The 26,700-nt window shown below is 40.4% G+C and carries 23 protein-coding genes; 15 read left to right on the top strand and 8 right to left on the bottom strand.

What is annotated here, in order from left to right:
* The first annotated feature begins 108 nt into the window (after window positions 1–108).
* Entirely contained in the window at window positions 109–1,359 is a 1,251-nt protein-coding gene (locus tag I6F47_RS01410) for a multifunctional CCA addition/repair protein (RefSeq protein WP_197183185.1), read from the top strand.
* A 5-nt stretch (window positions 1,360–1,364) separates the two neighbouring features.
* Here I6F47_RS01410 and I6F47_RS01405 read toward each other — a convergent pair whose 3' ends face one another.
* From I6F47_RS01405 to pdsR, 3 genes are all read right to left on the bottom strand, one after another.
* On the bottom strand, window positions 1,365–1,529 hold the full coding sequence (locus I6F47_RS01405; RefSeq protein WP_010553154.1) for a hypothetical protein: 165 nt from the start codon (window positions 1,527–1,529) through the stop codon (window positions 1,365–1,367).
* 281 nt (window positions 1,530–1,810) lie between these two features.
* Window positions 1,811–3,949 (bottom strand): proteobacterial dedicated sortase system histidine kinase, encoded by a 2,139-nt coding sequence (pdsS, locus tag I6F47_RS01400; RefSeq protein WP_197183184.1) that lies wholly within the window; start codon window positions 3,947–3,949, stop codon window positions 1,811–1,813.
* Entirely contained in the window at window positions 3,949–4,638 is a 690-nt protein-coding gene (gene pdsR / locus I6F47_RS01395) for a proteobacterial dedicated sortase system response regulator (protein ID WP_077535803.1), read from the bottom strand. The genes pdsS and pdsR overlap by 1 nt, the downstream gene beginning before the upstream one ends.
* A gap of 204 nt (window positions 4,639–4,842) precedes the next feature.
* Between pdsR and pdsO the strand changes: the two genes are divergently transcribed.
* Genes pdsO through I6F47_RS01380 form a run of 3 tightly spaced genes read left to right on the top strand, consistent with a single transcriptional unit; the run spans window position 4,843 to window position 8,258 of the window.
* The gene (gene pdsO, locus I6F47_RS01390) at window positions 4,843–5,574 is read left to right on the top strand and encodes a sortase-associated OmpA-like protein PdsO (RefSeq protein WP_197183183.1); all 732 of its coding nucleotides are present in this window, start codon (window positions 4,843–4,845) and stop codon (window positions 5,572–5,574) included.
* 45 nt (window positions 5,575–5,619) lie between these two features.
* Window positions 5,620–7,656, top strand: coding sequence for a marine proteobacterial sortase target protein (locus I6F47_RS01385; protein WP_197183182.1), 2,037 nt, complete (start codon window positions 5,620–5,622; stop codon window positions 7,654–7,656).
* Entirely contained in the window at window positions 7,653–8,258 is a 606-nt protein-coding gene (locus I6F47_RS01380; protein ID WP_197183181.1) for a class GN sortase, read from the top strand. Before I6F47_RS01385 ends, I6F47_RS01380 begins: the two co-directional genes overlap by 4 nt.
* Here the strand turns inward: I6F47_RS01380 and I6F47_RS01375 are convergent.
* A complete protein-coding gene (locus tag I6F47_RS01375; protein ID WP_197183324.1) occupies window positions 8,153–9,112 on the bottom strand; it encodes a DMT family transporter in 960 nt (319 codons plus the stop codon). The genes I6F47_RS01380 and I6F47_RS01375 overlap by 106 nt on opposite strands.
* A gap of 119 nt (window positions 9,113–9,231) precedes the next feature.
* On the opposite strand from I6F47_RS01375, the gene proB reads away from it, so the two are divergent.
* The 4 genes from proB (at window position 9,232) to I6F47_RS01355 (ending at window position 12,816) form a co-directional block, all read left to right on the top strand.
* On the top strand, window positions 9,232–10,335 hold the full coding sequence (gene proB, locus I6F47_RS01370) for a glutamate 5-kinase (protein WP_197183180.1): 1,104 nt from the start codon (window positions 9,232–9,234) through the stop codon (window positions 10,333–10,335).
* Window positions 10,336–10,451: 116 nt separating this feature from the next.
* A complete protein-coding gene (locus tag I6F47_RS01365) occupies window positions 10,452–10,811 on the top strand; it encodes a glutaredoxin family protein (RefSeq protein ID WP_007581591.1) in 360 nt (119 codons plus the stop codon).
* Between the two features lie 39 nt (window positions 10,812–10,850).
* Window positions 10,851–12,335 carry a glutamate--tRNA ligase gene (gene gltX / locus I6F47_RS01360; RefSeq protein WP_007581594.1) on the top strand — a complete coding sequence of 495 codons (1,485 nt, stop codon included), beginning with the start codon at window positions 10,851–10,853 and terminating at the stop codon, window positions 12,333–12,335.
* Window positions 12,336–12,516: 181 nt separating this feature from the next.
* The gene (locus I6F47_RS01355; protein WP_021032137.1) at window positions 12,517–12,816 is read left to right on the top strand and encodes a hypothetical protein; all 300 of its coding nucleotides are present in this window, start codon (window positions 12,517–12,519) and stop codon (window positions 12,814–12,816) included.
* A 16-nt stretch (window positions 12,817–12,832) separates the two neighbouring features.
* Here the strand turns inward: I6F47_RS01355 and I6F47_RS01350 are convergent, their stop codons facing one another.
* Together I6F47_RS01350 and I6F47_RS01345 are read right to left on the bottom strand one after the other, a co-directional pair.
* The gene (locus I6F47_RS01350) at window positions 12,833–13,225 is read right to left on the bottom strand and encodes a hypothetical protein (protein WP_197183179.1); all 393 of its coding nucleotides are present in this window, start codon (window positions 13,223–13,225) and stop codon (window positions 12,833–12,835) included.
* A 101-nt stretch (window positions 13,226–13,326) separates the two neighbouring features.
* Window positions 13,327–14,208 carry a CPBP family intramembrane glutamic endopeptidase gene (locus I6F47_RS01345; RefSeq protein WP_197183178.1) on the bottom strand — a complete coding sequence of 294 codons (882 nt, stop codon included), beginning with the start codon at window positions 14,206–14,208 and terminating at the stop codon, window positions 13,327–13,329.
* Between the two features lie 112 nt (window positions 14,209–14,320).
* Between I6F47_RS01345 and I6F47_RS01340 the strand changes: the two genes are divergently transcribed.
* The 3 genes from I6F47_RS01340 (at window position 14,321) to I6F47_RS01330 (ending at window position 17,496) form a co-directional block, all read left to right on the top strand.
* Window positions 14,321–15,022, top strand: coding sequence for a DUF3581 domain-containing protein (locus I6F47_RS01340; protein ID WP_024598641.1), 702 nt, complete (start codon window positions 14,321–14,323; stop codon window positions 15,020–15,022).
* Window positions 15,023–15,209: 187 nt separating this feature from the next.
* Window positions 15,210–16,457, top strand: a complete 1,248-nt coding sequence (locus tag I6F47_RS01335; RefSeq protein WP_197183177.1) for a DEAD/DEAH box helicase — start codon at window positions 15,210–15,212, stop codon at window positions 16,455–16,457.
* A gap of 58 nt (window positions 16,458–16,515) precedes the next feature.
* On the top strand, window positions 16,516–17,496 hold the full coding sequence (locus I6F47_RS01330; RefSeq protein ID WP_197183176.1) for a sensor domain-containing diguanylate cyclase: 981 nt from the start codon (window positions 16,516–16,518) through the stop codon (window positions 17,494–17,496).
* Between the two features lie 330 nt (window positions 17,497–17,826).
* Here the strand turns inward: I6F47_RS01330 and I6F47_RS01325 are convergent, their stop codons facing one another.
* Window positions 17,827–18,783, bottom strand: coding sequence for a methylenetetrahydrofolate reductase (locus I6F47_RS01325; protein ID WP_021032136.1), 957 nt, complete (start codon window positions 18,781–18,783; stop codon window positions 17,827–17,829).
* A gap of 250 nt (window positions 18,784–19,033) precedes the next feature.
* Between I6F47_RS01325 and I6F47_RS01320 the strand changes: the two genes are divergently transcribed.
* The 3 genes from I6F47_RS01320 to I6F47_RS01310 all read left to right on the top strand — a co-directional run bounded on the left by I6F47_RS01320 (window position 19,034) and on the right by I6F47_RS01310 (window position 23,660).
* On the top strand, window positions 19,034–21,916 hold the full coding sequence (locus tag I6F47_RS01320) for a M16 family metallopeptidase (protein WP_197183175.1): 2,883 nt from the start codon (window positions 19,034–19,036) through the stop codon (window positions 21,914–21,916).
* A gap of 209 nt (window positions 21,917–22,125) precedes the next feature.
* Complete coding sequence (gene cysE, locus I6F47_RS01315) at window positions 22,126–22,944, top strand: serine O-acetyltransferase (protein ID WP_007581613.1); 819 nt, start codon at window positions 22,126–22,128, stop codon at window positions 22,942–22,944.
* Between the two features lie 35 nt (window positions 22,945–22,979).
* Window positions 22,980–23,660, top strand: coding sequence for a hypothetical protein (locus I6F47_RS01310; RefSeq protein WP_007581614.1), 681 nt, complete (start codon window positions 22,980–22,982; stop codon window positions 23,658–23,660).
* A gap of 12 nt (window positions 23,661–23,672) precedes the next feature.
* On the opposite strand, the gene xseA is transcribed toward I6F47_RS01310, so the two are convergent.
* Window positions 23,673–25,013, bottom strand: a complete 1,341-nt coding sequence (gene xseA / locus I6F47_RS01305; RefSeq protein ID WP_197183174.1) for an exodeoxyribonuclease VII large subunit — start codon at window positions 25,011–25,013, stop codon at window positions 23,673–23,675.
* 135 nt (window positions 25,014–25,148) lie between these two features.
* Here xseA and guaB point away from each other — a divergent pair, with 135 nt between their 5' ends.
* Window positions 25,149–26,618, top strand: coding sequence for an IMP dehydrogenase (gene guaB / locus I6F47_RS01300; protein WP_002958783.1), 1,470 nt, complete (start codon window positions 25,149–25,151; stop codon window positions 26,616–26,618).
* Window positions 26,619–26,700: the final 82 nt, after the last annotated feature.

Raw genomic sequence — 26,700 nt, 5'->3', positions numbered from 1 at the left:
TAATGCGCCATTGTAATGAGCTTACTTAAGCTTGGCAAACACCGCAGAATTTTTTAATTAATGTTATGATTAGTATCAAACAATTTTATTAATGTTTATGGGAATAAAGTGAAAAGTAACTTAAAAAAAGTTTACCTCGTTGGTGGTGCAGTGCGCGACAAACTGCTAAATATAAAATCAAAAGATAACGATTATGTAGTGATTGGTGAAACACCAAAAACGATGGAATCGCTTGGTTTTGTGCCAATAGGTAGCGACTTTCCGGTTTACTTGCACCCAAAAACAAAAGAAGAATATGCGCTAGGGCGCACAGAGCGTAAAAGCGGCAAAGGCTATACTGGCTTTGTGGTTGATGCCAGCCCAACAGTGACGCTCGAAGAAGATTTAGCAAGACGCGATTTAACCATAAATTCAATGGCGCTTGATGAACACGGTAATATTATTGACCCGTTTAATGGCCAAGCTGACTTACAAAATAAAACACTGCGCCACACCACTGAGGCATTTGTAGAAGACCCTGTTCGAGTACTGCGTATTGCCCGTTTTTTAGCGCGCTATGGCAGTGATTGGCGTATTCACCCAAGTACGTATGCATTAATGCGCGAGCTTAAAAATAAAGGTGAGCTAAATCATTTAGTACCTGAGCGCGTGTGGCTTGAAACTGAAAAAGCACTGGGTGAAAAGTACCCTGAGCTTTATTTTGAAGCACTGCAAGGCTTAGGTATCTTTCCAGAACTTGAGCGCATGGTTAATGTACCGCAACCGGCAAACCATCATCCTGAAGGTGATGTATTTGTACATACTATGCTGGTACTTAGGCGTGCAGCCGATTTAAATTTTAATTTAGAAACACGTTTTGCTGCACTAACCCATGATTTTGGAAAAGCGCTTAGTTTTAAAAAATATGGAAACCTACGTGGGCACGAACGCGAAGGTGTTGCAGTTATTGAGGCGTTTTGTGAGCGCTTAAAAGTGCCTAACCGTTTTCGCGATGTTGGCGTACTCACCAGTGATAATCATACCCTTTGCCACACGATTGACCAGTTAAGGCCGCAAACCATTCACAAGCTAATAGTGACTAACTTAAATGCGTTGGTACACCCAGAACGTTTTATGGCGTTTACCCAAGCATGCCAATGCGATGCACAAGGGCGTGGTGAAACACTTGTTGATAAGCCATACCCGCAAGCAGCTAAGCTGCGAGCAATTCATACTGAACTGCAAAAAATGGATAAGAAACTGGTAGTGCAAAATGCACTTAAAAATGGCAAAAAAGGCCCTGAAATTGGCGAAGAAGTAAAACTTGCAGAAATAAACTGCATTAAAGCATTTTTAGAACATGAGAAGTCCCAAGCGTAATAAAATTAGACTAAGTAGTGCGATACGCCTTGGTTTTTGCTCGCGTCGTGCTTTCTTAGCTCTTTGTAGTTTGTACTTTTTGGTTTTACATTTTCAGACTCAGGTTTTTTAGAGGGTCTGTATAAATCAAAAATAAAGTCTAGTTCTTCACGCTCTAGTGATGGTTTCATGAGTATTCCTTCAATTTAATACTTTAATATGATGTAGGGTATGGTCATTCGACTGAATTAAAAGTGAATAGTTACATTTGAAGTTGTACTAAATTGTAACCGGCAGGTTTTGAGGGATGAAAGGGGTTTATTTGTTAATTTATATGGAGTTAAGGTAAATTAAAGTAACTTTTTTTAACTAAAAATATACAGCTGAATTTAATTTATTACGTACTTACTATTTGCATATAATGCTGTGGTTATAAATATAACGGTACAAATATAACGGTATAAATACAGCCTTAACCATTTACTAACGGCAGTGTTACGGTAAATACTACACCATCACCTTGTTCGTTGTTTTGCGCTGTTACACTGCCTTTATGGTAGTCGCACACCAGCCTTACAATATAAAGACCTAACCCCAAATGTGGCTGTTGCTGCATTTGCTGGCTACGTACCGACACCATAGAGTCAAAAATATGCTCAGTTAATCCTTCGGGTAACGCGGGGCCTGTATTACTCACTGTTAATATTGCTTTATTTTCGCTCTGCTTAAGGCCTACATTAATAGCCGTATTGGCTTCACTAAACTCCAGCGCGTTATTAATAAGTTTATCAAGCAGCTGAGCTATAAACTCCGGTGCACCTTGCATAGGTAATTTGTTTTGGCATACATCAAGCGTAAATAACTGGTTTGGGTAAGTAAGCTGATAGCCTTGCATGCAACCATTTATTACTTTTTGTAAATCAAAAGGCTCAGGCTCGTTGCTTTGAAGACTTTGTTCAAGGCGAGTGGCTTCGCTCATGGTAGTTATTATTTTACCTAAGCGTTCAACGCCTTCGCTGGCGCGATCGAGGTATTTCTGACTCAGCTCGTTCTGTGGCAAGCTTTGTAAGTTTTCAAGTGACGAGCGCACTACAGCAACCGGCGTGCGCAGCTCATGTGACAATCGTGACGACATATTTTCTAAGTAATCGGTATAGCCACCAAGTCTACTAACAATGTTTGAAAAACTACGAGACAGATCGCCAATTTCATCGTTAGCATCGCTGTAATTAATACTGCCGGTAACACGTCCTTGTGCATCAATTGCTTGTTCAGCTGTATCGCGTAGCCGCCTAATTCGGTTCGATATACGTGAGGCAAAAAAGAACAGTGTGACAGTACCAATTAGCATCACAGCTAAAATAACGTTAAAGAGTTTTTCGAGTGACTTATTACGCAGCGTACGTACGCCGTTTGTGGTTTCCTCTGCTATTACCGCGCCAATTACTTGGTCTTGAATCCAAATAGGGTAAGCGGCCGATAAAATAACGGCTTTACTGTCGGGTGTTAATCGCCAAGACGATGCTGGTTGTCCTTTTAATGCTTTCGCTAAATGTGTTCCCTGCATAGAAGCTACATCGTGCAGGGTATCTAAAAACTCATTTTCGGGGCGCGTTAATATCTTATAGTAAATTGGGTGCAAGTAATTTTGCTCAAAGCGCTGCCACCAAGTTTTAGGTGCTTGGTTAGCAAGCCCATCAGCCCAAACGCCATCTGCATTTTGAATAGTACCCGATTGTGCAAGTACGCGATGATGGTTATCGACCACCCAAATGCGGCTACCACTGTGGCCCATGCCTTTTAAAATACGGCTAATTTCTGGAGAAGGGACTAATACCGAGCCTAAATCGTTTGGGTTATTTAAGTTTGAAGTCGACATTATTTTAGGCTCTAACAATGCCTCTTTACTATCAATGTCTACAATGGCAAAGCCAAGTTTGTTGCCCAGCATGTTAATAGGAAAGCGCAGCTCTACGTTATATCCTGATTTGGTACTTTCAAAATAGCCCTGAATTTTTGTAAAAGGGGCTTTGGTATTTGCATCAAACGCATTAACCCAACCATCTTGGCGCGGCGCAATAATGTAAGTATTAAACTGACCGTCTGGCGTTTTTAGGCCAATTTGTAAATAATCGTTATTGGTAATGCTTAAGCTATTTTTAGCGCGATAAATAAGGGTATTGTCGGTGACTTTAAATGCGGCGTATAAGTAGTTATCAAATTTTCCCACCATATGATCAAACGATAAGTCACTGGCTTGATGTTTGTTATCTGTTTTTTGTAAGTAGCGTTTGTCGTAATGCCAAAATAACGGCTGGTAGCTGTCCCAATCGTTAAGTTTACCGTCGAGCTGAATAGGGTTTTTAAGATTATAAGCGTATAAATCGCGGCCTTTTACTACTTGGTCTAAAAAGTTGGTTTGCTCGTCAAATAATGCGGGGCGCTCATGTAATGCAGTAGCAAGAGCACGAGTGGTGCCTACTAGGGTTTTTTCTTGGCCTTGGCGTAAAAACTTTTCCATTTCCCATACGTACTCGTAGCCAAGCCACGGCAGCAAAAACAAAAAACATGAAAGTAATATAAATTTACTGCGCAGACCAAATCGTAGCATTAGTGTTGTTCCCACCGATAGCCCATACCGTACACGGTATCTATACAATCAAAGGTGCTATCGAGTGCTATAAACTTTTTACGAATACGTTTTACGTGTGAAGTAATAGTGCTGTCGTCTACATAAATTTTTGCATCGCTCATTAAATCGTTACGGCTTTTAACATGGCCTGGTCGCTGGGCGAGTGAATGCAGCATCCAAAATTCGGTTACGGTTAAATCAACTAATTGTTGCTGCCAAAATACCTGCATACGTTGCGTGTCGAGCGTTAACTGCCCGCGTGTTATGAGGGCGTTTGCATCAGCGGGTTGTTCAAGTGCTTCCATTCGGCGAAACAGCGCACCAATACGTGCAGCCAAGTGAGCCAAGCTTATGTCTTTTGTTAGGTAGTCGTCGGCGCCCATGCGCAGGCCGCATACAGTATCTATTTCGCTATCGCGGGCGGTTAAAAAAATAATAGGCAGTGTTTTAGAAAGCGAACGCAATGTTTGGCACAGTAAAAAACCACCATCTATTTCATGGCCTAGGCCAATATCAACAATAGCTAAATCGGGCAGGGCATTTTTAAATGCAGCTTCTGCGCTAGCGCGATCTGCAAAGCCACTCACTTGGTAGCCCTGTAAGCTCAGCATTTCTATGTAGTTTTCGCGGATTGCGGGTTCATCTTCAATGATGGCTATTTTTTTCATTCTAATCATTATCCTATTGCCTCTGTTGTGCACTATATCGAAGTTTTTAAGCTAAGTACGCTTAAAAAGGCAATTGCCATTTTTTTGCCACAATTGCTCAGCAGTTTGCCATTTTTGCTCCCCTTTGTTGCCACTTGAGCTTGTTTTAATACACCCATCAATACAAAACATCACAAATTAAAAAGTAAGTTTAAGGATCAAATCATGAAGAAGACATTAATTGCGTTAACACTGGTTGCTAGTTTTTGTACACCAGCAATTGCCTCAACATCCAACACGCCATCAAAAGAAGCCCATAAAGAAACGGCTATTGGGCTAGGTGCAGGCGCTATTATTGGCGGCGTAGTGGGCGGGCCAATTGGTGCATTTATTGGGGCATTTACCGGTGGTTTAATAGGTGATTCAAAAGTAGCTGATAACAAAATTGCAGAGCAAGAGCGTGCAATTACGGTCATGAAAGAAAAAACCAGCGATTACCAACACGTGCTTAACCACAACAATATGTTAGAGCAGCAGCTAGAAGTGCTTGCCAATCAAAATGAGCAGTTAACTCAAGTTCAAATTAATAACTTATTGGCGATGACGGTGCAATTTAAAACGGGTTCAAGTGTTATTGCCCCGCATTTTGCACTGCAGTTAGACCAACTAGTTACCTTGTTAAACAACCAACCACAACTCGCGCTTGATTTAAGTGGCTTTGCCGATCAGCGCGGCGATGAGCAAACTAATCTTTTACTTTCTAAAGCGCGTGTAAATGCCGTGCAAAGCTACTTAATAAAACACGGCGTGAGCCATAAACGCTTAAGCACGCAGGCATTTGGCGAGCAGCAAACATTGGCTAATAGCAACACGGTGGAAGATAACTTTTTTGATAGACGCGTAACGCTTACCACTCGCTCAATGAATAGTGTAAATGGCCAAACGGCGAGTAACTAAAACTAACTGAATCTAAGTAAAGCTAAGCGTTCGATGGAGTGATTTATGTTTAAATTGAGTAAACCAACCAAAATGCTTACTAAAGTAAGCATTTTTATATTCATAGCGATTGTGCTGTTAGCTAGCTTTAAAAGCCATGCGCAATCACCCAAGTTAGAGCTTTTTGATAGCAATGGTGCGCCAGCAGGCCCAGCAATAATATTAAAAAGCGATGCCAATATGACCTTAACTGGCCTAATTAATCACGTTGTAGTAACGCAGACCTATCAAAACGAAAACCCATTTGCAGTTAATGCGCGCTACATTTTTCCATTGCCAGATGAAAGCGCCGTGCATGCTATGACCATGCACATTGGTGAGCGAGTCATTAAAGGCCAAATTGATAAAAAGGTAGAGGCCGAAAAAAAATACGAGGAGGCTAAAAAAGCAGGTAAGCAAGCTGCCCTAGTACGCCAGCAACGCGCCAATATGTTTATTACGAATGTGGCAAATATTGGTCCTGGTGAGCAAGTAATTATTGAGCTTGAGTATCAAGAAATAATTGACTATAGCAGCGGCACATTCGCTATTAGGTTTCCTACTACCATTACACCGCGTTATCATGCGATTAGTGGTGAGGTTGAGGTTAATACTCAAAACCAAACGCATACTAACCCACTCCCAACTGGGTGGTTAAGTCCTGTTTACAGCATTCAAAACATCACTCAAAATAGTACTCAAAATGATAACGTACCAAGCAGCCAATTTAGCTTAAACATTGATATAGATGTAGGCTTAGAGCTGGTGGATATCAATTCTAAATTTCATAATGTTGATGTACAAAACACAGCATTTGGGCAATATAAAATAGCGTTAAATGAGACAAATGCAGTTAATCGCGACTTTGTACTTGAGTTTAAACCGCTGCAAAAAGAGCAAGCTCAAGCCGCATTTTTTACTCAGCAGTTTGAAAATGGTGCCCGATACGGCCTTGCTATGCTAATGCCACCGGGGGATCACTTTACACAAACACAGCGATTACCTCGCGAAATGGTATTTGTAGTTGATACGTCTGGCTCTATGCACGGGCAATCTATGGAGCAAGCTAAAAAAGCGTTGTTTTATGCGCTGTCATTACTTGATAGCGACGACAGTTTTAACATTATTGGTTTTGATAACATAGTGACTCCAATGAGCGATAAACCACTTATAGCCAGCGACTTTAATTTACGCCGTGCAGAACGATTTATTTATAGCCTAGAAGCCGACGGCGGCACAGAAATACAAGGTGCGCTTAATGCCGTACTTGATGGCAGCGAGTTTGATGGTTTTGTACGCCAAGTTGTATTTTTAACTGATGGCAGCGTAAGTAATGAAGATGCATTATTTAAAAATATTCAAAGTAAGTTAGGTGATAGCCGCTTATTTACAGTGGGTATTGGCAGCGCACCTAACAGCTTTTTTATGCGCCGAGCGGCAGATGTCGGTAAGGGCTCGTTTACGTTTATAGGCAGCACAAGCGAGGTGCAACCTAAAATGCAGCAGTTGTTTGATAAGCTTGCACATCCTGCGATTACTAATTTGGCGCTAAGCGATGAAAGCGGTAACAGCTTAGATTTTTGGCCATCACCACTACCTGATTTATATTTTGGCGAGCCTATTATGGTCGCTATAAAACTTAATAATGCTAAAAGTGTGGTACTTGCTGGGCAAACAGCACAAGGGCCTTTAAGTATTAGATTAAGTACACAAAATAGTTCAAGCGCTAAAGGTATAGCAAAACTGTGGGCGCGCCAAAAAATTAAGTCATTACTTTTATACAACGAGCAAAGTACCGTTAAAGATGAAGTACAGGGGCTTGCGCTTACTCATCAATTACTTAGCCCGTTTACTGCTTTTATAGCGATTGAACAAACTCACATAAAAGAAGTGGCAAAGCAAACGGCGCAAGCTACTAATGCAGTACCACAAGGTATGGCAATGCGTTTACCGCAAACCGATGGGCAAAGCAGATTACATATATTGCTAGGATGTATTTTATTACTCGGCTATGGCGCTCTTAAAATAAACCGATCATTTAAATTAAGCAGGGCGCGTAAATGAAAAAGTGGCTAAGCGCGGGCTTACTAATAGCTGGGCTTGGATTATTTGGCCACGGTGCTTATATGCAGGCAAAAGCGTGGTTTGCTCAAGTATTAATTGAACAAGCATGGCAAGAGGCGCTTAAATCACCCGGCACTAAAGTAAAGCCGTGGTATTACGCCGACAGCTACGTTACTGCAAAGCTTGATTGGCCAAGTCATAATAAAACATTAAGTGTATTGGCTGGAGCGAGTGGTCGTAATTTAGCGTTTGCGCCTAGCCAATTTTTACCCGCAGGGGAGCTTGGCGGAAAAGAATTTGGAAACGAAAAAGGCGCGCTAATAGCAGGGCATAACGACACCCACTTTGCATTTTTACAAAACGCAAAAGTGGGGGAAGCGTTTACTTTGCAGCTGCAAAGTGGGGTGATACAAAATTATAAAGTAACGGGGATTGAGGTTATTCATCAATCCCAAAACACATTTTTACAAACACCCGGGCTGTATTTGCTTACCTGTTACCCTTTTGATTCGCTTGCCTTGGGTACTGATTTAAGATTGCTTGTATCTGCGCAAATGTCTTCGCCCGATTCATTAAGCGGTATATCAACCACAAGTTCTTGATGGCGCTGACTTACCATTACACCAATAAACACCACAAATATGCTCAGCCATTGCCAAACGTTGAGCACTTCGCCCAAAATAATAGCTGACAAAATAAGTGTAAAAATAGGAATTAAATTAGAGTACGCAGCAGCGGTTAATACCGATACTTTGCTAATTGCATAGTTGTACATGCCGTAGCCGCCAAGGGTTACACACGAACCTAAATATAAAATGCTCATAAGCGCGGTTAAGTCGTGTTGGTTTTCGCTTGGCAGGTCGATAAAAAACAAAAATGGCGCAAAAAACAAGCTGCCGCTAATACCTTGCAACGCAATTAAAGTAAGAGGCGAGTAGCGATTAGCTAAATGTTTAATACTTACGGTATAAAATGCAGCGCACACCATAGCCATCAGCTCTAAAAAGTTACCTAGTAACGGATTAGGTGCTTGCTCAGAATTGGGTGAAAGAAGCGTAAGTAAAATACTGCCGCCAATACATAGCGTAAAGCCAACAACAATGGCTTTGCTTATGTATTCTTTAAGTAATAAAAAGGCAAGCAGCGCAATAATTATAGGCAAGCACGACACAATAACACCCGCCTGCGAGGCTGATGTATATTCCATTGCATGACCTTCAAATAAAAAGTACAAGCAAGGCTCAGCAAGCGACATACCCACTAAATACTTCCAATCACCTTTTAAATACTCAAACCGAATAACGTAGCGCCACAAACAAAGCGACAAAACTAACGTGGTGAGCATGCGTAAAAATATCACCAATGCAGGGTCGTAAATAGCAATGGCGTATTTAAGCGCTATAAAAGAGCTGCCCCATAAAAAGGTGGCAATAATTAAACATAAACTGGCAGGCATAAAGAGTAATTTACATAATTTAATAAAATCAGATCCTAGCATGAATATTTTTAACTTGTTCAAAAATACCGAGCTGGTATAAATTAATTCATCTTTAATTAATCAGTAGTAAAAAGCACATGCAAAGGGAACAGGTAATAGTTGTAAAGCTTGGTACAAGCGTACTTACTGGCGGCACCGATAAACTAGATAAAGCGCACATGGTTGAATTAGTACGCCAATGCTGCGAGCTTAAAAAACAAGGCCACCAGGTTATTTTAGTATCGAGCGGCGCGGTTGCTGCTGGGCGCGAACAACTATTAAAACCCTGTGGCAGAAGCTTAATTGATAAACAAATGCTTGCTGCAATTGGACAAGGTCAACTTATTCATATTTGGCAGAGCTTGTTTGGTTTATATGGGGTAAATGTGGGGCAAATGCTGCTTACTCGCGCTGATGTAGACGACAGAGAGCGCTACCTTAATGCCCGCGATACACTCAATGCATTATTAAATTACGACGTTGTACCCATCATTAACGAAAATGACGCAGTCGCTACCAGCGAAATAAAAGTAGGCGACAACGATAATTTATCGGCACTTGTCGCTATTTTGGCTAATGCTAATAAGTTACTGCTACTTACCGATCAAGAAGGGTTATTTACCAGCGATCCGCGCACAAACGCCGATGCCACCCTCATTGGTGAAGTAACACATATAAATGATGAGCTGCGACAACTTGCTGGTGGCAGTGGTACAAATTTAGGCACCGGCGGTATGGCAACTAAACTGCAGGCCGCCGACATTGCAAGGCGCGCAGGTGTTGAAGTTATTATTGCTAAAGGCGCAGGTAAAAACGTTATTTTAAAATGCATGAGTGACGAGTTACCAGGCACGCGTTTTTTAAAACTCACCGCTCCAAAAGATGGCCGTAAAAAATGGTTACTAGCCGGGCCTAAAAGTACCGGCCAAATTGTTATAGATGCAGGTGCTATTACAGCGCTGCAAAATAAAGGCGCAAGCTTACTTGCTAAAGGCGTTACTAATGCATTTGGACGTTTTGAACGCGGTGATTTAATTGATTTAATAGATAATAAAAATCAAGTAATTGCACGGGGCTTAACGCGCTTTAGTAGCACCGAGGTAAATAAAATAAAGGGTGCGCATTCTAGTCAAATAGGCCAATTACTCGATTACGATAGTGGCGCAGAAGTACTTCATAGGGATGATATGGTCTTGCTATAGAAGCACTTTTAGTAAATTAAATTACTTGAGTGTAATTCTCGCAGTATTACACTTTTTTGATTGTAAATTTGTGCTAAAATCTGGCTCCTTAAATTGTTGTAAGCAGAGCACAGAACATGAAATTAGTTCGTTGGTTTTTAGGTTGTATAATCTTATTCTTTAATTTTGTATTTACTCCTCGCAGTAAAAAGCGTGCAAGCGACGAGCAAGCACAGCTTGATCAGCAAACCTCACAATTTAAACTGTATCAATTTAAAGCATGCCCGTTTTGTGTAAAAGTACGTCGCGCCATTAAACGCGAAGGCTTAAACATAGAAACGCGTGATGCAAAAGACAATGAGCAATATCGTCAAGAGCTACTAGAACAAGGCGGCAAAGTTAAAGTGCCTTGCCTGCGTATAGAGCAAAACGGCCAAGTACAATGGCTGTACGAATCAAACGATATTATTGCTTACTTAAACAAAGTAGCTGCATAAACCACTTTTATTATCTCACTTATTTAAAGAGAATATACCATGACAATTCGCACCCGTGTTGCCCCGTCGCCAACTGGTGACCCGCATCTTGGCACCGCTTATATCGCCTTATTTAACTACTGTTTTGCTAAACAACAAGGCGGTGAATTTGTACTTCGTATAGAAGATACAGACCAAGTACGTAGCACGCCAGAGTCTGAACTTGCGATTATGGATAGCCTACGTTGGTTAGGGCTTGAGTGGGATCATGGTCCTGATGTGGGTGGCGAATTTGGTCCTTACCGTCAATCTGAGCGTAGCGATTTATATAAAAAATACGCGCATCAGTTAGTTGATGATGGTAAAGCGTTTTACTGCTTTGCAACAAGCGAAGAGCTTGATCAAATGCGTGAAGAGCAAATGGCAGAAGGCCTACGCCCTAAATATGACGGTCGTGGTTTAAACCATACAGATGAAGAAATTAAAGCAAACTTAGCTGAAGGCAAACCTTACGTTATACGTATGAAAATCCCAAGCGAAGGCACATTTAAGTTTAACGACTACTTACGTGATGAAATTGAGATCCCGTGGGAAAACGTAGACATGCAAGTGCTTTTAAAAGCGGATGGCTTTCCAACGTACTTTTTAGCGAACGTAGTTGACGACCACCATATGGAAATTAGTCATATTTTCCGTGGTGAAGAGTGGATTAACTCAGCACCTAAGTTATTAAAACTGTATGAAGATTTTGGCTGGGAAGCACCAGTACTTGGTCACTTACCATTACTACGTAACCCAGATAAATCAAAGCTGTCTAAGCGTAAAAACCCAACGTCTATTAACTACTATAAAGAAATGGGTTACCTGCCAGAAGCCGTGCTTAACTACTTAGGCCGTATGGGTTGGTCAATGCCAGATGAGCGTGAAAAGTTCACGTTAAACGAGATGATTGAAAACTTCGACATGAAGCGCGTATCGCTTGGTGGTCCAGTATTCGACGTAGATAAATTAAGCTGGTTAAACGGCATGTGGATCCGCGAAAACCTAACCGACGAGCAGTTAATTCAGCGCTTTGTTGATTGGAAGTTTAACGGCGAAATGCTCGCTAAAATATTACCAGAAGTTAAAACACGTATTAATACGCTGTCGGATATGGTTGAGCTAGCAGGGCACTTTGTAGGCGGAATTCCAACTTACGATCCTGCGTTATTAACAGCCGGCAAAGCAGACGAAAACGTAATTCGCCAAGCGCTACAATTTTTTGTATGGCAGCTTGAAGGCTTGCGTAGCTTTGAAAAGCCCGCTATTTTTGCAATCGCAAAAGAAGTTGCAACATTCCATGAGCTAAAAATTAAAGACTTTTTAGAGCCAATATTTGTCGCAATTACTGGCAAAACATCAAGTACGTCAGTGCTTGATGCAATGGAAATTTTAGGCTCTGACTTATCACGTGCTCGTTTACGTGTAGCGCTTGCTCATTTAGGTATTTCTAAAAAGCAGGCTAAAAATATAGAACGTGCGTACCGCGAATACCCAAGCGCATAGTATTTAATAATAACGGCTCAATAGTTAGTTGTTAAAAGTATTAAAAGCCGAGCTTTATTAAGCTCGGCTTTTTTGTTTCAGGCTGTTTAGCTATATGACATCGTATTTTGATATTGTTTAGCCTAAGCATTCATAATTTACTAAATGCTACAATGCGGCATATAAACTCATGGGAGGCAGTATGATTGCAACCGTTAAAAACAAAGCTATTTTTAGCAGTAATACATTTTCGATAAACCTTGTTACCTACCCAACTAATCACAGCGTAATGAACCATATTGACCCTGTGCAGCAAGGGCGCTATTACAAGCTCAACTTTGTATTAGAAAAACCTAAAGCGGGTGGGGTATTTAAATGTTCAAAATGCATTATAAATTTATTTAATCGCGTGTATTTGTTCAGACCCGATAAGTACGAACACAGCGTATCTAAAATCGAGTCTGGAAAGCGCGTACTACTGAGCTTTGCGCTTAATATATAATTTGCACTTTTACTTATTAATAGTCGTAGGCCTGTCCGGTGCATAAAACAGATAGGTCGCAATACGATACAGACGTTTCACTACAAGAATTAATAGTAAAAGCATTTCCGCCTCTGCGCATGGCATCAGCTTTAAGTAAATCAATCGCGTTTGATTTAGAGCGATTGTAACTTGCATTATTGCTGCCCATACCGTCGTCATCACAGCTTTCACCTTCTATTCGGCCTAAAAGTGTTGCGCCACTTTCGTGTGCTTCTTGGTCGCTATAAAATTGCTGTAAATCTCTTTTATTAACGTAGGTGCCAATTTCTTGAGATAAAACGCCGTTGTCTATATCTGTATGATAAGTCATGCTTGAACAACCAGTTATTGTGGCGAGCACAGTTATTGTTGCTATAAAACGTAGCATATTCATTAATCCTTTAATTTATTTAAAGTAGTAAATTACTAACAAAATCAAATGCTGGCAATGTTTACTGCTGAGTAAATTGTTAGCATTTGTAAATGTATTTAGATTTTACTGAGCATAGGGTAAGTAAACAAAAAGAAGTGACAAACATTAACCAACCAATGGCATAAAATAGCCCACTCTAAGCGCTGCGTTTTATAAAAAACATAGCCGTATCCTAAGCCTGCAATAAACGAAACCAATACATAGTTAATTCCTCCAGCAAAATGTGCCAAAGCAAAAATACCTGCAGTAATTACAGGGGCAAGTATTGCTAAACGGGTCGGTGTAATTATTTTGCTAAGCTTAGTTTGAAGTAAACCTCGAAATAAAGCTTCCTCGGCAACACAGGTAAATAAAAGATTAATAACAATAAAGGCCAACCAAAAGTCCGGCACTTTTGGGTTAAAGCTTACAAGTTCAAGTGTTAAAGCCGCAGTGAGCGTAGCTAAAACAGCAGCAGTAATTATTAAAATGGGTTGTTTAACGTTTAATGGGCCCGCTTTATTAGAGTCTGTTTGTAAAGGCTTTTTATTTGAATCTAAGTTTGAAAAAAAGTAAGCACAAAGAAATAACCCAGCCATAGCTTTATCAAAGTTAGCATAAAGGGTAAAAGTAATCGCATCGCTTGTAATACGCTCGTCTATAACAATAGGGAGGTTATTAAAACCAGGCACCCAATGAAGTGCTAATGCCAATGAGGAAACTATAAAAACAGTACTTAATATAGCGCGTATTATTGCCCGCTTTGTATTTAGCACGCTGTAGTATAAAACAACGTAAAGCCCAGTACTGAGCAGTGCATATAAATTTATGTAACCTTGAAAATACGCACTTACAACACTTAAAGCTAGTAAGTAGTGCCAAAGGGGTTGCCGCATTATTGATATTTTGCAGTACGGAAAAACACATATAATTGATAGCGCTAATAAATAAAAAGTCATTGTTTTTTATTGCTCTGTTTTATTTAGCCATTAATCTAACAGATTCGACCTCTCAATATTTTTTTTCTGGTAATATAGATAGGTTATAAGCAGTTTAAGCAGTGAACAAACTATGTTAAGTCCTTTTTTTCAGCAGCATGCTGATTATGTTTCTATCTCTCGTGAGCAGGGTTGTCGATTCGCTAAATGCGTTGCTGACGATTACAATCCACTTCACGACAAAGATGCCAAAAAGTTTTGCGCGCCAGGAGACTTACTTTTTTCATTGGTACTAGACCGCTACGGTATTAGTGAACAAATGGAATTTACTTTTGCTGGTATGGTTGATGAAAACACCAAACTTAATTTTCCTGAGGGAGCTGATGAGTTTGATGTTACCAATGGCGAAAAAGTAATTTTAAAGGTAAAGCGCAGCGGTAAAACCAGCCAATGCCCAGCATTAACTAATAGTCTTATAAAAAATTATGTTGAGTTTTCTGGTACTACTTTTCCGCATGTAATTATTCCATTAATGGGCAAGCAAGAGGTAATGATAAACCCTGCTCGTCCGATGGTGATTTACGAATCAATGCTTATCAATCTTGATAATCTTGATATTACAGAACCAGAACTTGAGTTTGCAGAGCCTAGTTTTGAGTATGCCGGTAAGCGCGGAAAAATCACACTACGTTTTAACCTGTTAGAAAACGGCGTTAAAGTGGGTAGTGGTGAAAAGCACATGGTGGTTTCGGGTATTCGCGAATACTGCCAAGCAACAGTTGATGATTTAATCGCGTTTTACAACGAACGTAAAGCGACACTAAAGCCAGCTTAAAGCTACAGAAAATTATAAAAGGCGCTAAATACAACTGTTATTTAGCGCCTTTTTTATTGGTTTTTTATTGTTTTAGCGCTAAAGCGAAAGTGAGTAACTACGATTAAATACTTTTCTGAACTGGTTAATTTACGCAGTACAGTAATATGCGTACAATAGCGCTCTTTGTTATTTTAAAGCTAAGCCTATGTCTGCCACTACGTTCTCATCACTTAATCTCGACCCGTTATTATTAACTGCGATTGAGCAAAATAATTACACTCAACCTACCGCAATTCAGATTAAAACCATTCCGCCTATTTTAGCCGGAAGTGATGTAATGGGCAGTGCACAAACAGGTACAGGTAAAACAGCTGCTTTTGTTTTACCGCTGTTACATAAGCTTTTAAATACACCTAAAAAAGATGAACCAGGCGTTGCTCGTGTTGTAATTTTAACGCCAACCCGTGAGCTTGCTCAGCAAGTATTTGCAAGCTTTGAAAAGTACGCACAAGGCACTAACATTAATGGTGCTTTAGCGTATGGCGGCGTAAGTATTGGTCCACAAATAAAAGCACTTAAAACAGCCCAAGTTATAGTGGCAACACCTGGGCGTTTACTTGATCATATAGTTAAAGGCAGTGTGGTACTTTCAAGCGTAGACTCCTTAGTGTTTGACGAAGCTGACCGCATGCTTGATATGGGCTTTATTGATGAAATTAGACGTATATTGCGACATATCCCGGGCGATCGCCAAACTTTACTATTTTCAGCTACGTTTGATGACAGCGTGTTTGAACTCAGTAAAAAGTTACTTAAAAACCCAGAACTAATTGAAGTTGATAAACGCAACTCAGCCGCGGTTGAAGTAGAGCAAGTTATTTACGCTGTAGATGAGGATCGTAAGCGCGAACTTGTATCGCACATGATTGGCATGAAAAACTGGCGCCAAGTGCTTATTTTTACTCGCACAAAACAAATGGCTGATCAGCTTGCTAAAGAAATGTGTAAAGATGGTTTAAAAACCGAATCAATCCATGGCGACAAATCGCAAGGCGCACGCGACCGTGCATTGCAAAACTTTAAAGAAGGTATTACACGCGTACTTGTTGCAACCGATGTAGCTGCGCGTGGTTTAGATATTTCTACACTTAGATACGTAATTAACTTTGAACTACCGTACATTGCCGAGGATTACGTGCACCGTATTGGCCGTACAGGTCGTGCTGGTGAACAAGGACTTGCTATGTCGCTGGTAAGTCTTGATGAGCAATGGCTGCTAGAAGAAATTGAAGTACTACTCGATACGCGTTTAACGCCGCAGTGGTTAGAAGGTTACGAGCCAGATCCTAATAAAAAGCCAAAAGATAATCGTAAAAATACTAACAAGTCGCGAAAAGATCGCGATAAAAAACGTATCACTGGTAAAAGAGAGCCAAGTAGACGTCGTAAATAATAGCTTTTACTTTACTTTTTTGCCTATACTGGAGCGACTAAATAGCCGAGGTAAAGCAATGTTTGAAATTGATCAATGGGCATTTTCTGGTATTGATGGCCAAATATCTTTGCATAAATGGCAAAAAACAATCGACCTTATAACGGGGCTTTTTTCAGCCCCGTCTGGTTATATAGTTCAGGCAACAAGCAAAGGCTATCGCGTTGTTATTAGAAGTAACGAAGGTGGCTCTAACTTTGAGACCAACCCTATACTCCCTCCTCAAACACCTCTGTTTTGTCGGTACGTTGCTGAAACTAAAAATATTTTATATGTTAATGATGCAAGCAATAACGATGCATGGAACACCCTACCAGAAGTAGTTGAAGATGGTGTTGAATCCTACCTAGGTTTACCTATTCATTGGCCTGAAGGCGAAGTATTTGGTACGTTATGTTTAAAAGATACTAAAAAAACAAGCTATACCGATGAATACTTTGAACTCATAGAGCAACTACGCGATTTAATTGAAGACGACCTAGCGCTTGTGTATAGCTATGAGCAAATGCGCGAAATAGCCATGTTAGACTCACTAACGAATATTTATAACCGCCGAGCACTTAGCTTATTAGCCCAGCAAAAACTTAACTTAGCGCTACGTTTAGGCTTTGACGTGTGTTGTTTGTTTATCGATATAAACGACTTTAAAAAATTAAACGACACCTGCGGACATGAAGTGGGCGACAAAGCCTTAATTATATTGGCAGATACGCTAAAAACGCATTTAAGAGATGCTGATATAGTAGGGCGCTTAGGTGGCGATGAGTTTGTTGCAGTAATGCAAGTAAGCGATAAAAGCAAGATTAACTACATCATGGATAAAATTTCGACTGAGTATTCAAAAGCCTTACTCAAAGAAGACGTTTGCGATTTATCGCTTAGTATTGGTTATAGTTTTACTAATAAACAAAAGCAGCCCTTTGAAGCGCTATTAAATGATGCAGACCACGCAATGTATAAAAATAAACAAGCGTACAAGCTCGCTAAAAAAGCACAATAATAAAAGGAGGTTCGTTATGACTCATGCCACACAAACTTGGCTAGTTTTTTCTGCGATAGGTTTTATTTTTTCCTTAGCAATAATAAGCTTATTTTAAACGTTCCCTAGCATTAGATTTATATCTAATGAGGGAATAATTCTTGGTGTTATGTGCTCATCGATGGGGTTTGCCTTAAAAAGGCTTGAGAGTAATAACCAAAAACACCTTCAATAAATAGCTTAAGCTGCAAATCTTTACTTGTATTTATTAATTAATTTTTCAAAGAACGGACATAAAAAAGCAAGCCATGAGGCTTGCCAAGAAGGTGTTAATTAGCTCTAACCTAGCTTTTAAGCTATTAGCTTTTCCGCAAGGTTCAATTCCATAATGGCTTTTAATAAACGGTATAAGTTAATTGACGCATCAATTTCTTCTTTACGGTTTGTTAAGCTTTCAATATTTAAGCCCAGTGGCACGTCTAGGTGCGCACAGCTTTTAAGTATTAAGTCGAGGTTTTCGCGGCAAATACGGACTGATTCGCTTAATGTATTGTCTGCATCAAGCATGCGCCATTTAGTTGCCTCCGGCACTGAGATACCCAACCATTGCATAAATTCTAAGGTTTTTTCGCCGCCGCACGGGGTAAACGTTAATATAATACGTTGTGGTGTAATACCCTGCGCTTTACACGTACGTGCGTAGCTAGTAATTAGCTCTATAGTAGCTTGTGCATCGTAAACAGCTTGTGATATAAAAAACTGACAGCCTTGTGCTGTTTTTTCTATTAATCGTTCGTGCTCATTTCGTTTACTTGAATGGCGCTCGGCAATCGTAACGCCACCTAAAAAGAAATCATCTGATTGCTCAGCCATCGCTTTATAAGCATCTGGCAGGCTTAGCTTTATATCGCCTATCGATGATGGGCTACCTACTAAAACAACATTTTGTAAATCGTAGTCGTTTTTAGTTTCACTTAGCCAATCTTTAAATTCGCCTACGCCACGCTGCGCCACACTTTTATAAGTAATCACATCTTGTGCAGATAAATTACGAAGTAAATGGCTGTATTCACGCGGATCAACGGTTTGTTTAAACGCAAATGGGCGGTCTTGATTGGTTCGGCTGCTTTCGTCTTGAATGTCGTAAATTATCACGCCGTCGTATTCAATTTCGTGTAAGCGACCTAATAGCTTTTCTGCAATGGTTTTTAATTGCGCTTTATCGGTGCCAATTTTAGGCGGGGTAGTACCAATAAGATAAACACCTTGATTGGTGTCCACTATCTTCTCTTTTAGTGATAAAGCCATAATCCTCATTCCAGCTAAGTTTGTTTTGATGGATTTAATATAGCAGCCATTTAGACGTCTAGATAGATTTATTTAGTGAAAGTTTTTCAACTAACATGATGTTTATTCATAGTGCTTGTTCCCATTATTTATAATTGACACAGTTGTTTACATAATAAATTCCCTTGGGGCTCTTATATTTATTGGCTTTGGGGCATAATTAAAGAGTTAAATCTGACAACAAATTTGCTCAATTTAAAAAGGGACAACAATGAAATTTAAATTATTAGCAACCAGCTTAGCGGTATCGCTGGCGTTAACAGGTTGCGCCATGCAACAAAACCAAAGCACGCAAACAACAGCACAACAAGAACAAGTAAATAAAGCTGATGATCGTGTTTTTTCGCAAGATTATTTAATTGAAGAGCTAGAAAACGGCTTACGTGTCATGGTTGTTAAAACCGATTACCCTGATGTAGTGTCGCTGCAAATTCCGGTATCGGTTGGATCGCGTAACGAAGTTGAAGAGGGCAAAACAGGCTTTGCTCACTTTTTTGAACACATGATGTTTAAAGGCTCACAAAAATACCCTGAAGATGTGTATTCAGACATATTAAAAAATTCAGGTGTTGATAACCGCGCTTATACAACAAACGATTTTACAAACTACCATTTAAATTTTTCAAAACAGCATCTTGATAAAGTACTTGAGCTTGAAGCTGATATTTTTCAAAATTTAACCTACACCGAAGAGCAATTTAGAACCGAAGCGCAAACGGTAAAAGGTGAGTACTTAAAAAACAACGCGAGCCCAATTCGTAAATTATTAAGCGCTGTGCGCGAAGAAGCGTTTGATAAGCACACTTATAAACACACCACTATGGGCTTTTTTAAAGACATAGAAGCCATGCCTGATCAAATGGCGTACGGGAAAGAATTTTTTGCTAAGTTTTATAAGCCTGAGTATGTGTCACTTGTTATTGTGGGCGATGTAGATCCACAAGCAACAATGGCAATGGTTAAAAAGCATTGGGGCAGCTGGAAAAAGGGTAACTATGTTGCCGACATTAAAGCAGAGCCTGTTCAACAAGCACCAAAATATTTGCACCAGCAAGATGAAGCGCTACCAGGGCATTGGTTACTTGTATCGTACAAAGGCGCTGCGTGGGAGCCTGCTAAAAAAGACAGAGCGGCGCTTGATTTAATCTCACAGCTTTATTTTTCAAATAATTCAGATTTATATCAAGAGCTAGTGGTCGACAAACAAATTGCCAGCCAAATGTTTACTTATAACCCTGAGACTAAAGATCCGGGTTTATTACACGTATTTGTTAAAGTAGAAAACGCAGACGATTTAGCCACTGCGCGCGATGCCATTAACCGCACTTATGCAAAAGCACGCACTGAGCTTGTTGATGAGCAAAAGTTGAGTGATTTAAAATCGAACCTTAAATACAGCTTTATTAATGGCTTGGATTCATCGCAAGCGATTGCATCAACTCTTGCCAGCTACATGCATTTTGAGCGCGATCCTGAAGTTATAAACCAGCTATATAAATCGGCAGATAATATTACCAGCGCAGATATTAAAGCCGTTGCTAATAAATACTTTACCGATAACGCACGTACCACATTAACGATGTCGGCACTTGATAAAGCCCCAGGTTTCGAGCAAGAAGTTGATTTAAATGCGCTTACTGCAAAGCTTAAACAAGCACCTGCGGCACCTGTATTTAAAGTACTTGATAAAACGAATGGCTCGCCATTAATTGATGTTAACTTTTTATTCAATACCGGTGCGGCTGCCGACCCACAAGGCAAAAAAGGTGTTGCTGCGTTAACTGCGGCTATGCTTGCACAAGGTGGCTCAGAGGCGACAAGCTATAAAGATATTCAAAAAGCACTTTATCCGCTTGCGGGTAGCTTTGGCTATCAAATAGATAAAGAAATGCTGTCGTTCCAAGGGCGTATCCATAAAGATAATGCGGCGCAGTGGTATACACTTGTGAGCGATCAATTACTAAACCCAGGTTTTAGAGACGATGACTTTAAGCGCCTTAAAAAAGAAATGATCGACGGTATTAAATCAGGCTTAAAAGCATCTAACGATGAAGAGCTAGGCAAAGAAGTACTCTACAGTGCACTTTACAAAAATCACCCTTACGAAAGCTACAACTATGGTGATATTTCGGATTTAGAAGCGTTGACGCTAGATGATGTTAAAGCGTTTTATAACAGCGAGCTTACGCAATCTAAACTCACGGTTGGTTTAATTGGGGCTGTACCTGCAAAGCTTAAAGCTAAAATGATGAGCGATTTTGCAACGCTACCAAAAGGTGAGCAAAGCCGTTTAAGCATTCCTGATGCGCCAGTGCTTAAAGGTCATCATGCAACGATTGTAGAAAAATCGGCGCAATCGACAGCGGTATCGTTTGGTTTCCCTATTGATACGATAAGAAGTAGCGAAGACTGGACAGCCCTTTGGCTTGTGCGTTCGTACTTTGGTGAGCACCGTAGTTCTAACAGCTTTTTATATGAGCGCATTCGTGAAACTCGCGGCATGAACTATGGCGATTACGCATACATTGAATACTTTCCACGTGGTATGTTTCAAACCAAACCTGATGCAAACCTAGGGCGCTCAGAGCAAATATTTCAAGTGTGGTTACGCCCACTTCGCTCTAATAACGATGCGCACTTTGCAACTCGTACAGCCTTATTTGAGCTTGATAAGCTAATTAAAAATGGTATGAGCGAAGATGACTTTGAAGCAACGCGTAACTTTTTAATTAACTTTGTGCCGCAAATGGTCGCAAGTCAAAATCGCCAATTAGGTTACGCGCTTGATAGCGAATTTTACAACACAGATAGCTTTGTAAGTTACGTAACTAACAAACTTAAAACGCTAACGCTTGCTGATGTAAATCGCGTTATTAAAGAAAACTTACAAACAGACAATGTTCACTATGTATTTATTACTGGTGACGGCGCTGATATGCAAAAACGTTTGGCATCGCAGCAAACATCGCCAATGATTTACAACACGAATAAACCTGCCGAATTAGTGGCTGAAGATAAAGTGATTGCTGATTACAAATTAGCAATTCCTGCTAAAAATATTGAAGTGATGAAAGTCGATAAAGTATTTCAATAATTTAAGTGGTTTTTAAACTATCTTGAAACGTATAAAAAATGCCCCAGTGCTTTAAAGCTCTGGGGCATTTTTATTATTTAATAATGAAACTTAATAAACAGTTATACCTAATAACCAGAACAAATAACTAAGGGATTAACACCTTAGGCTTTAAATCCGTTAGACTTGGGAAAAGGCTATTTTATATCAACTTAAGGCAGTGCAGTATTATGCGTCATGCAATTTGGCAACAGCTTCGCGACGAAGCTAACGATGTAGTAACACGTGAACCATTATTAGCAAGTCATGTTTATTCATGCATTTTGAATCATGATTGTTTAGGTTCGGCATTGAGCTTTATTGTTGCTAATAAGTTGGCTGATGCGGTGGTATCGGCATTCACTATCCGAGAGCTGTTTGACCAAGCATTTGTAAAATGTGACCGTATGCTATCTTTTGTTGCTGAGGATATTAAAGCGGTAAAAGACCGCGACCCTGCATCAGAAACCTATCTTACGGTTATATTAAATCTAAAAGGTTTTCATGCTATTCAGGCGCACCGTTTGGCTAATTGCTTGTGGCAACAAAACCGCAAAGAGCTAGCGCGCTTTATTCAAAGCCGTAACTCTGAAGTGTTTGGGGTCGATATTCACCCAGCATGTAAAGTGGGTAAAGGCATTATGTTTGACCACGCAACCGGTATTGTTATTGGTGAAACAGCAGTAATTGAAGATAACGTATCAATTTTGCAATCTGTAACGCTTGGCGGTACAGGCAATGAGCAGGGCGATCGTCATCCTAAAATTAGAGCGGGTGTATTAATTGGCGCTGGCGCTAAAGTGCTTGGTAATATTGAAGTAGGTGAGGGCGCACGAATTGGTGCGGGCTCAGTTGTACTTAGCAATGTTCCACCACACACAACCGCTGTTGGCGTACCCGCTAAAATTATTGGTCGACCGGATTGTGAGTGTCCGGCGCAAAGTATGAACCAAAACTTTTTAGCAAATCCTGAGCCTGAAAACGAATCGCACACGAGTGCAATGCTATAAGTAATTAAAAATTATAAAACTTAAAAGGAATTAACATGAACAAGAATAGTTTATTGGCTCTAGGGATTGGGTTTATTGCGGGTGTAGGTTTAACTTGGGGCTACTTTAATGCAGCTTCAAGTCATCCAGAATCTGTTAAGTCGCAGCCAAGTTATGAAAAACAGCAAAAGCTTCATACTGAACAACAAAGTAATGAGGTATTAAGTAATGCAGACTCTGCAGTACCTGAGCAAGTCGCTAGTATAGAGCCCGCTGAAGATACGCCTCCAACCTATTCAGAAACCCAAATGCTTGATGAACTACCTTTAGAAGAGCAAGTAACTCAGCTTAAGCAGCAACTCGCCGAACAGAAAGCGACAGTTAAAAGCATTTTAAAGCAAATGAGAGGTCCTTCAGATTTTGAGAAGATCTTACGTGATAAATTTGAAAAGCAAACGCGTGACGAAGAATGGGCTTATCGTACTGAAATGGCATTACAAGATTTTTTATTAACAGCTGATTTAGCGATTATACCCGATGTTGTTAGCGCAAAATGTAAAACGACGATATGTGAATTTGAACTTGCCGCACCCGCTGATAACGACACATTTGATAATTCTCAATGGCGAGAACTAAACGACAAGTTGATGAAGCAAGAGTTTTGGCAACAATTTAAAAGCACTACCTCCACATCAAGCGATAGCGAGCTTAAATTGTTGCTAAGTACAGAGTTTTAAGTAATACCAACTTTATGTAACAGGTATAACCTGTGATTCTATAGAGCCATCAACGAGCTCTGTAATCAAAACATCGCCTGTTTTAATTTGCCCCACAGATTTAACCACTTTGCCTTGTTGTGTTTTAGTGATGCTATAGCCGCGCGCTAAAACATTAAGCGGACTTACTGAATCTAACCTGCTTGCTTGCAGTGCTAAGCTATTATTCGCTTGCTGTAACTGATGTTGTATAGCTTGGTTTAGCCTAGCTTGTAATTGCGAAAGTTGATGGCTTGCTGTAGCGAGTTTTTTATCGGGTGATTGGCGCATTAAACGCGGCGTTAAGTTATTGAGTGTGCGTTCTTGCTGGTATAAACGATTACGCATCGCCTGTTGCAGCGCAATGCTTAGCTCATCCAAACGTTGTGATTTTTGATTAAGCTGATTACGCGGATGACATAAATTAAGGCGGTGTTGTAACTGCGTTGCTAGTGCGCGCTTGTCGGCAATTCCGTGCTTAAACGCGTTAGATAAACGATTAACTAATTGCTTTACTTTGTTGTGTAACTCTTGCGTATTTGGGCTTACAAGCTCAGCTGCGGCTGATGGAGTCGCTGCACGAACATCAGCAACGTAATCGCTAATAGTGGTATCTATTTCGTGGCCTACCGCACTTACTATCGGTAATTCACTTTTGAAAATAGCGCGGGCGAGCTGTTCGTGATTAAAACACCATAAATCTTCAAGTGATCCGCCGCCTCGCCCTAAAATAAGTACGTCTACTTCGTCACGTGTGTTGGCTAATTCAATTTGGTTAATTAAATGCACGTGCGCTTCTTTGCCTTGTACCATAGCAGGGTAAATAATGACTTCTAGCTGCGGTGCACGGCGTTTGAGTGCCGTTAAAATATCTTTTATAGCAGCGCCTGTTGCTGAGGTAATAACACCAATGCGATTAATATTTTGCGGTAATGGCTGTTTGTGAGCAGAGCTAAATAATCCTTCGGCGGCTAAACGCATTTTAAGCGCATCAAATTCTTGTTTTAGCTGACCTTCGCCTGCGGGTTCCATATGCTCAACAATAAGCTGGTAGTCACCGCGAGGTTCATAAAGCGATACACGCGCTTTTACTGTAACTTGTGCGCCATTTACAGGGCGGTAGCTTTGGTTGCGATTATTGCCTCGCCACATTGCGGCTTTAATTTGTGCTTTATCGTCTTTTAACGAAAAGTACCAATGTCCAGATGCAGGGGTAATAAAGTTAGAAATTTCGCCCGTGAGCACTAAAGATGCAAAACCTTGCTCAAGGATTGTGCGAATTTCTCTATTAAGGCGTGAAACGGTGTAAACCGCTTGCGAAGGCTTCGAAAACATAAAAAACAACCTAAAACTATTTATTGCACTACTTTATCATAAATATTTGCGAAATATTATTTACTCATGCCAACAACGCTGTTAAAATTTGGCCGCAATTCCTTATCTTAGATCCACATGTGAGAAGTTGCCAAAATGCTTAGAATCGCTAAAGAAGCTCTTACCTTTGATGACGTACTTTTAGTACCTGGTCATTCTACTGTTTTGCCACACACGGCAAATATTTCAACTCGCTTAACGCGTGGTATCAAACTTAACTTGCCGCTTATTTCAGCATCTATGGATACTGTTACAGAAGCTCGTTTAGCTATTGCCCTTGCGCAAGAAGGTGGTCTTGGTTTTATTCATAAAAACATGACTATTGAAGAACAAGCGAAAAACGTACGTAAAGTTAAAACCTACGAAGCAGGTATTGTTTCATACCCTGTAACGGTTACTGCCGATTTAACAATTGCAGATGCAATTGAGCTTTCGCACGAAAAAGGTTTTTCAGGCTTTCCGGTTACCGATAGCAATAATGTGCTTGTAGGCATTGTTACTAGTCGTGATATGCGTTTTGAAACTAAGCTTGAACAGCCTGTTTCTACCGTTATGACTAAAAAAGAAAAGCTTGTTACCGTTAAAGAAGGCGCAGCACGCGAAGAAATTTTAGGCTTAATGCACGAACACCGCATTGAAAAAATCCTTGTTGTTGATGATGAATTTAAACTTAAAGGCATGATCACAGTAAAAGATTACCAAAAAGCCCAAGACAAACCTGACGCATGTAAAGACGACCAAGGTCGTTTACGTGTAGGTGCTGCTGTAAGTGTTGGTGCAGGTACTGATGAGCGTATTGCTGCATTAGTAGAAGCGGGTATTGATGTTTTACTTATCGATACATCTCATGGTCACTCTCAAGGTGTTATTGACCGTGTTACTAAAACGCGTAAAGAGTACCCAGACTTACAAATTATTGCAGGCAACATAGCAACAGCTGAAGGTGCGATTGCACTTGCTGATGCGGGAGCGGATGCAGTTAAAGTAGGTATCGGCCCAGGTTCTATTTGTACTACACGTATTGTTACCGGTTGTGGCGTTCCACAAATTACAGCTATTTCAGATGCTGTTGAAGGCTTAAAAGGTCGCGACATTCCTGTTATTGCTGATGGTGGCATTCGTTTTTCTGGTGATATTGTTAAAGCACTTGTTGCTGGTGCATCGTGTGTAATGGTGGGTTCACTTCTTGCTGGTACTGAAGAAGCACCAGGTGAAGTTGAATTATACCAAGGCCGTTATTACAAATCTTACCGTGGTATGGGCTCATTGGGCGCGATGGATCAAAAAGAAGGTTCATCAGATCGTTACTTCCAAAAATCAAACGAAGCAGACAAGTTAGTACCTGAAGGTATTGAAGGTCGCGTAGCTTATAAAGGTCCAATTGCAACGATTATTCATCAGCAAGTGGGCGGCCTACGAAGCGCTATGGGCTTAACGGGTTGTGCAACAATTGAAGAGCTAAATACAAAACCACAGTTTGTACGCGTTACTTCAGCGGGTATGGGTGAGTCGCACGTTCATGATGTGCAAATCACTAAAGAAGCACCTAATTACCGCTTAGGTTAAGCAGCGTAATTAATTTAATATACTGGGCTTGCTTTGCAAGCCCTCTTTTTAGTCGTTTACATTAACAAACGGCATTTAGCAT

It is taken from the genome of Pseudoalteromonas sp. NZS37, assembly GCF_015864265.1.
Taxonomy (GTDB): domain Bacteria; phylum Pseudomonadota; class Gammaproteobacteria; order Enterobacterales; family Alteromonadaceae; genus Pseudoalteromonas; species Pseudoalteromonas arctica.
Note: the sequence above shows the minus strand (reverse complement) of the source record. Positions and strands in the feature narration are given on the sequence as shown.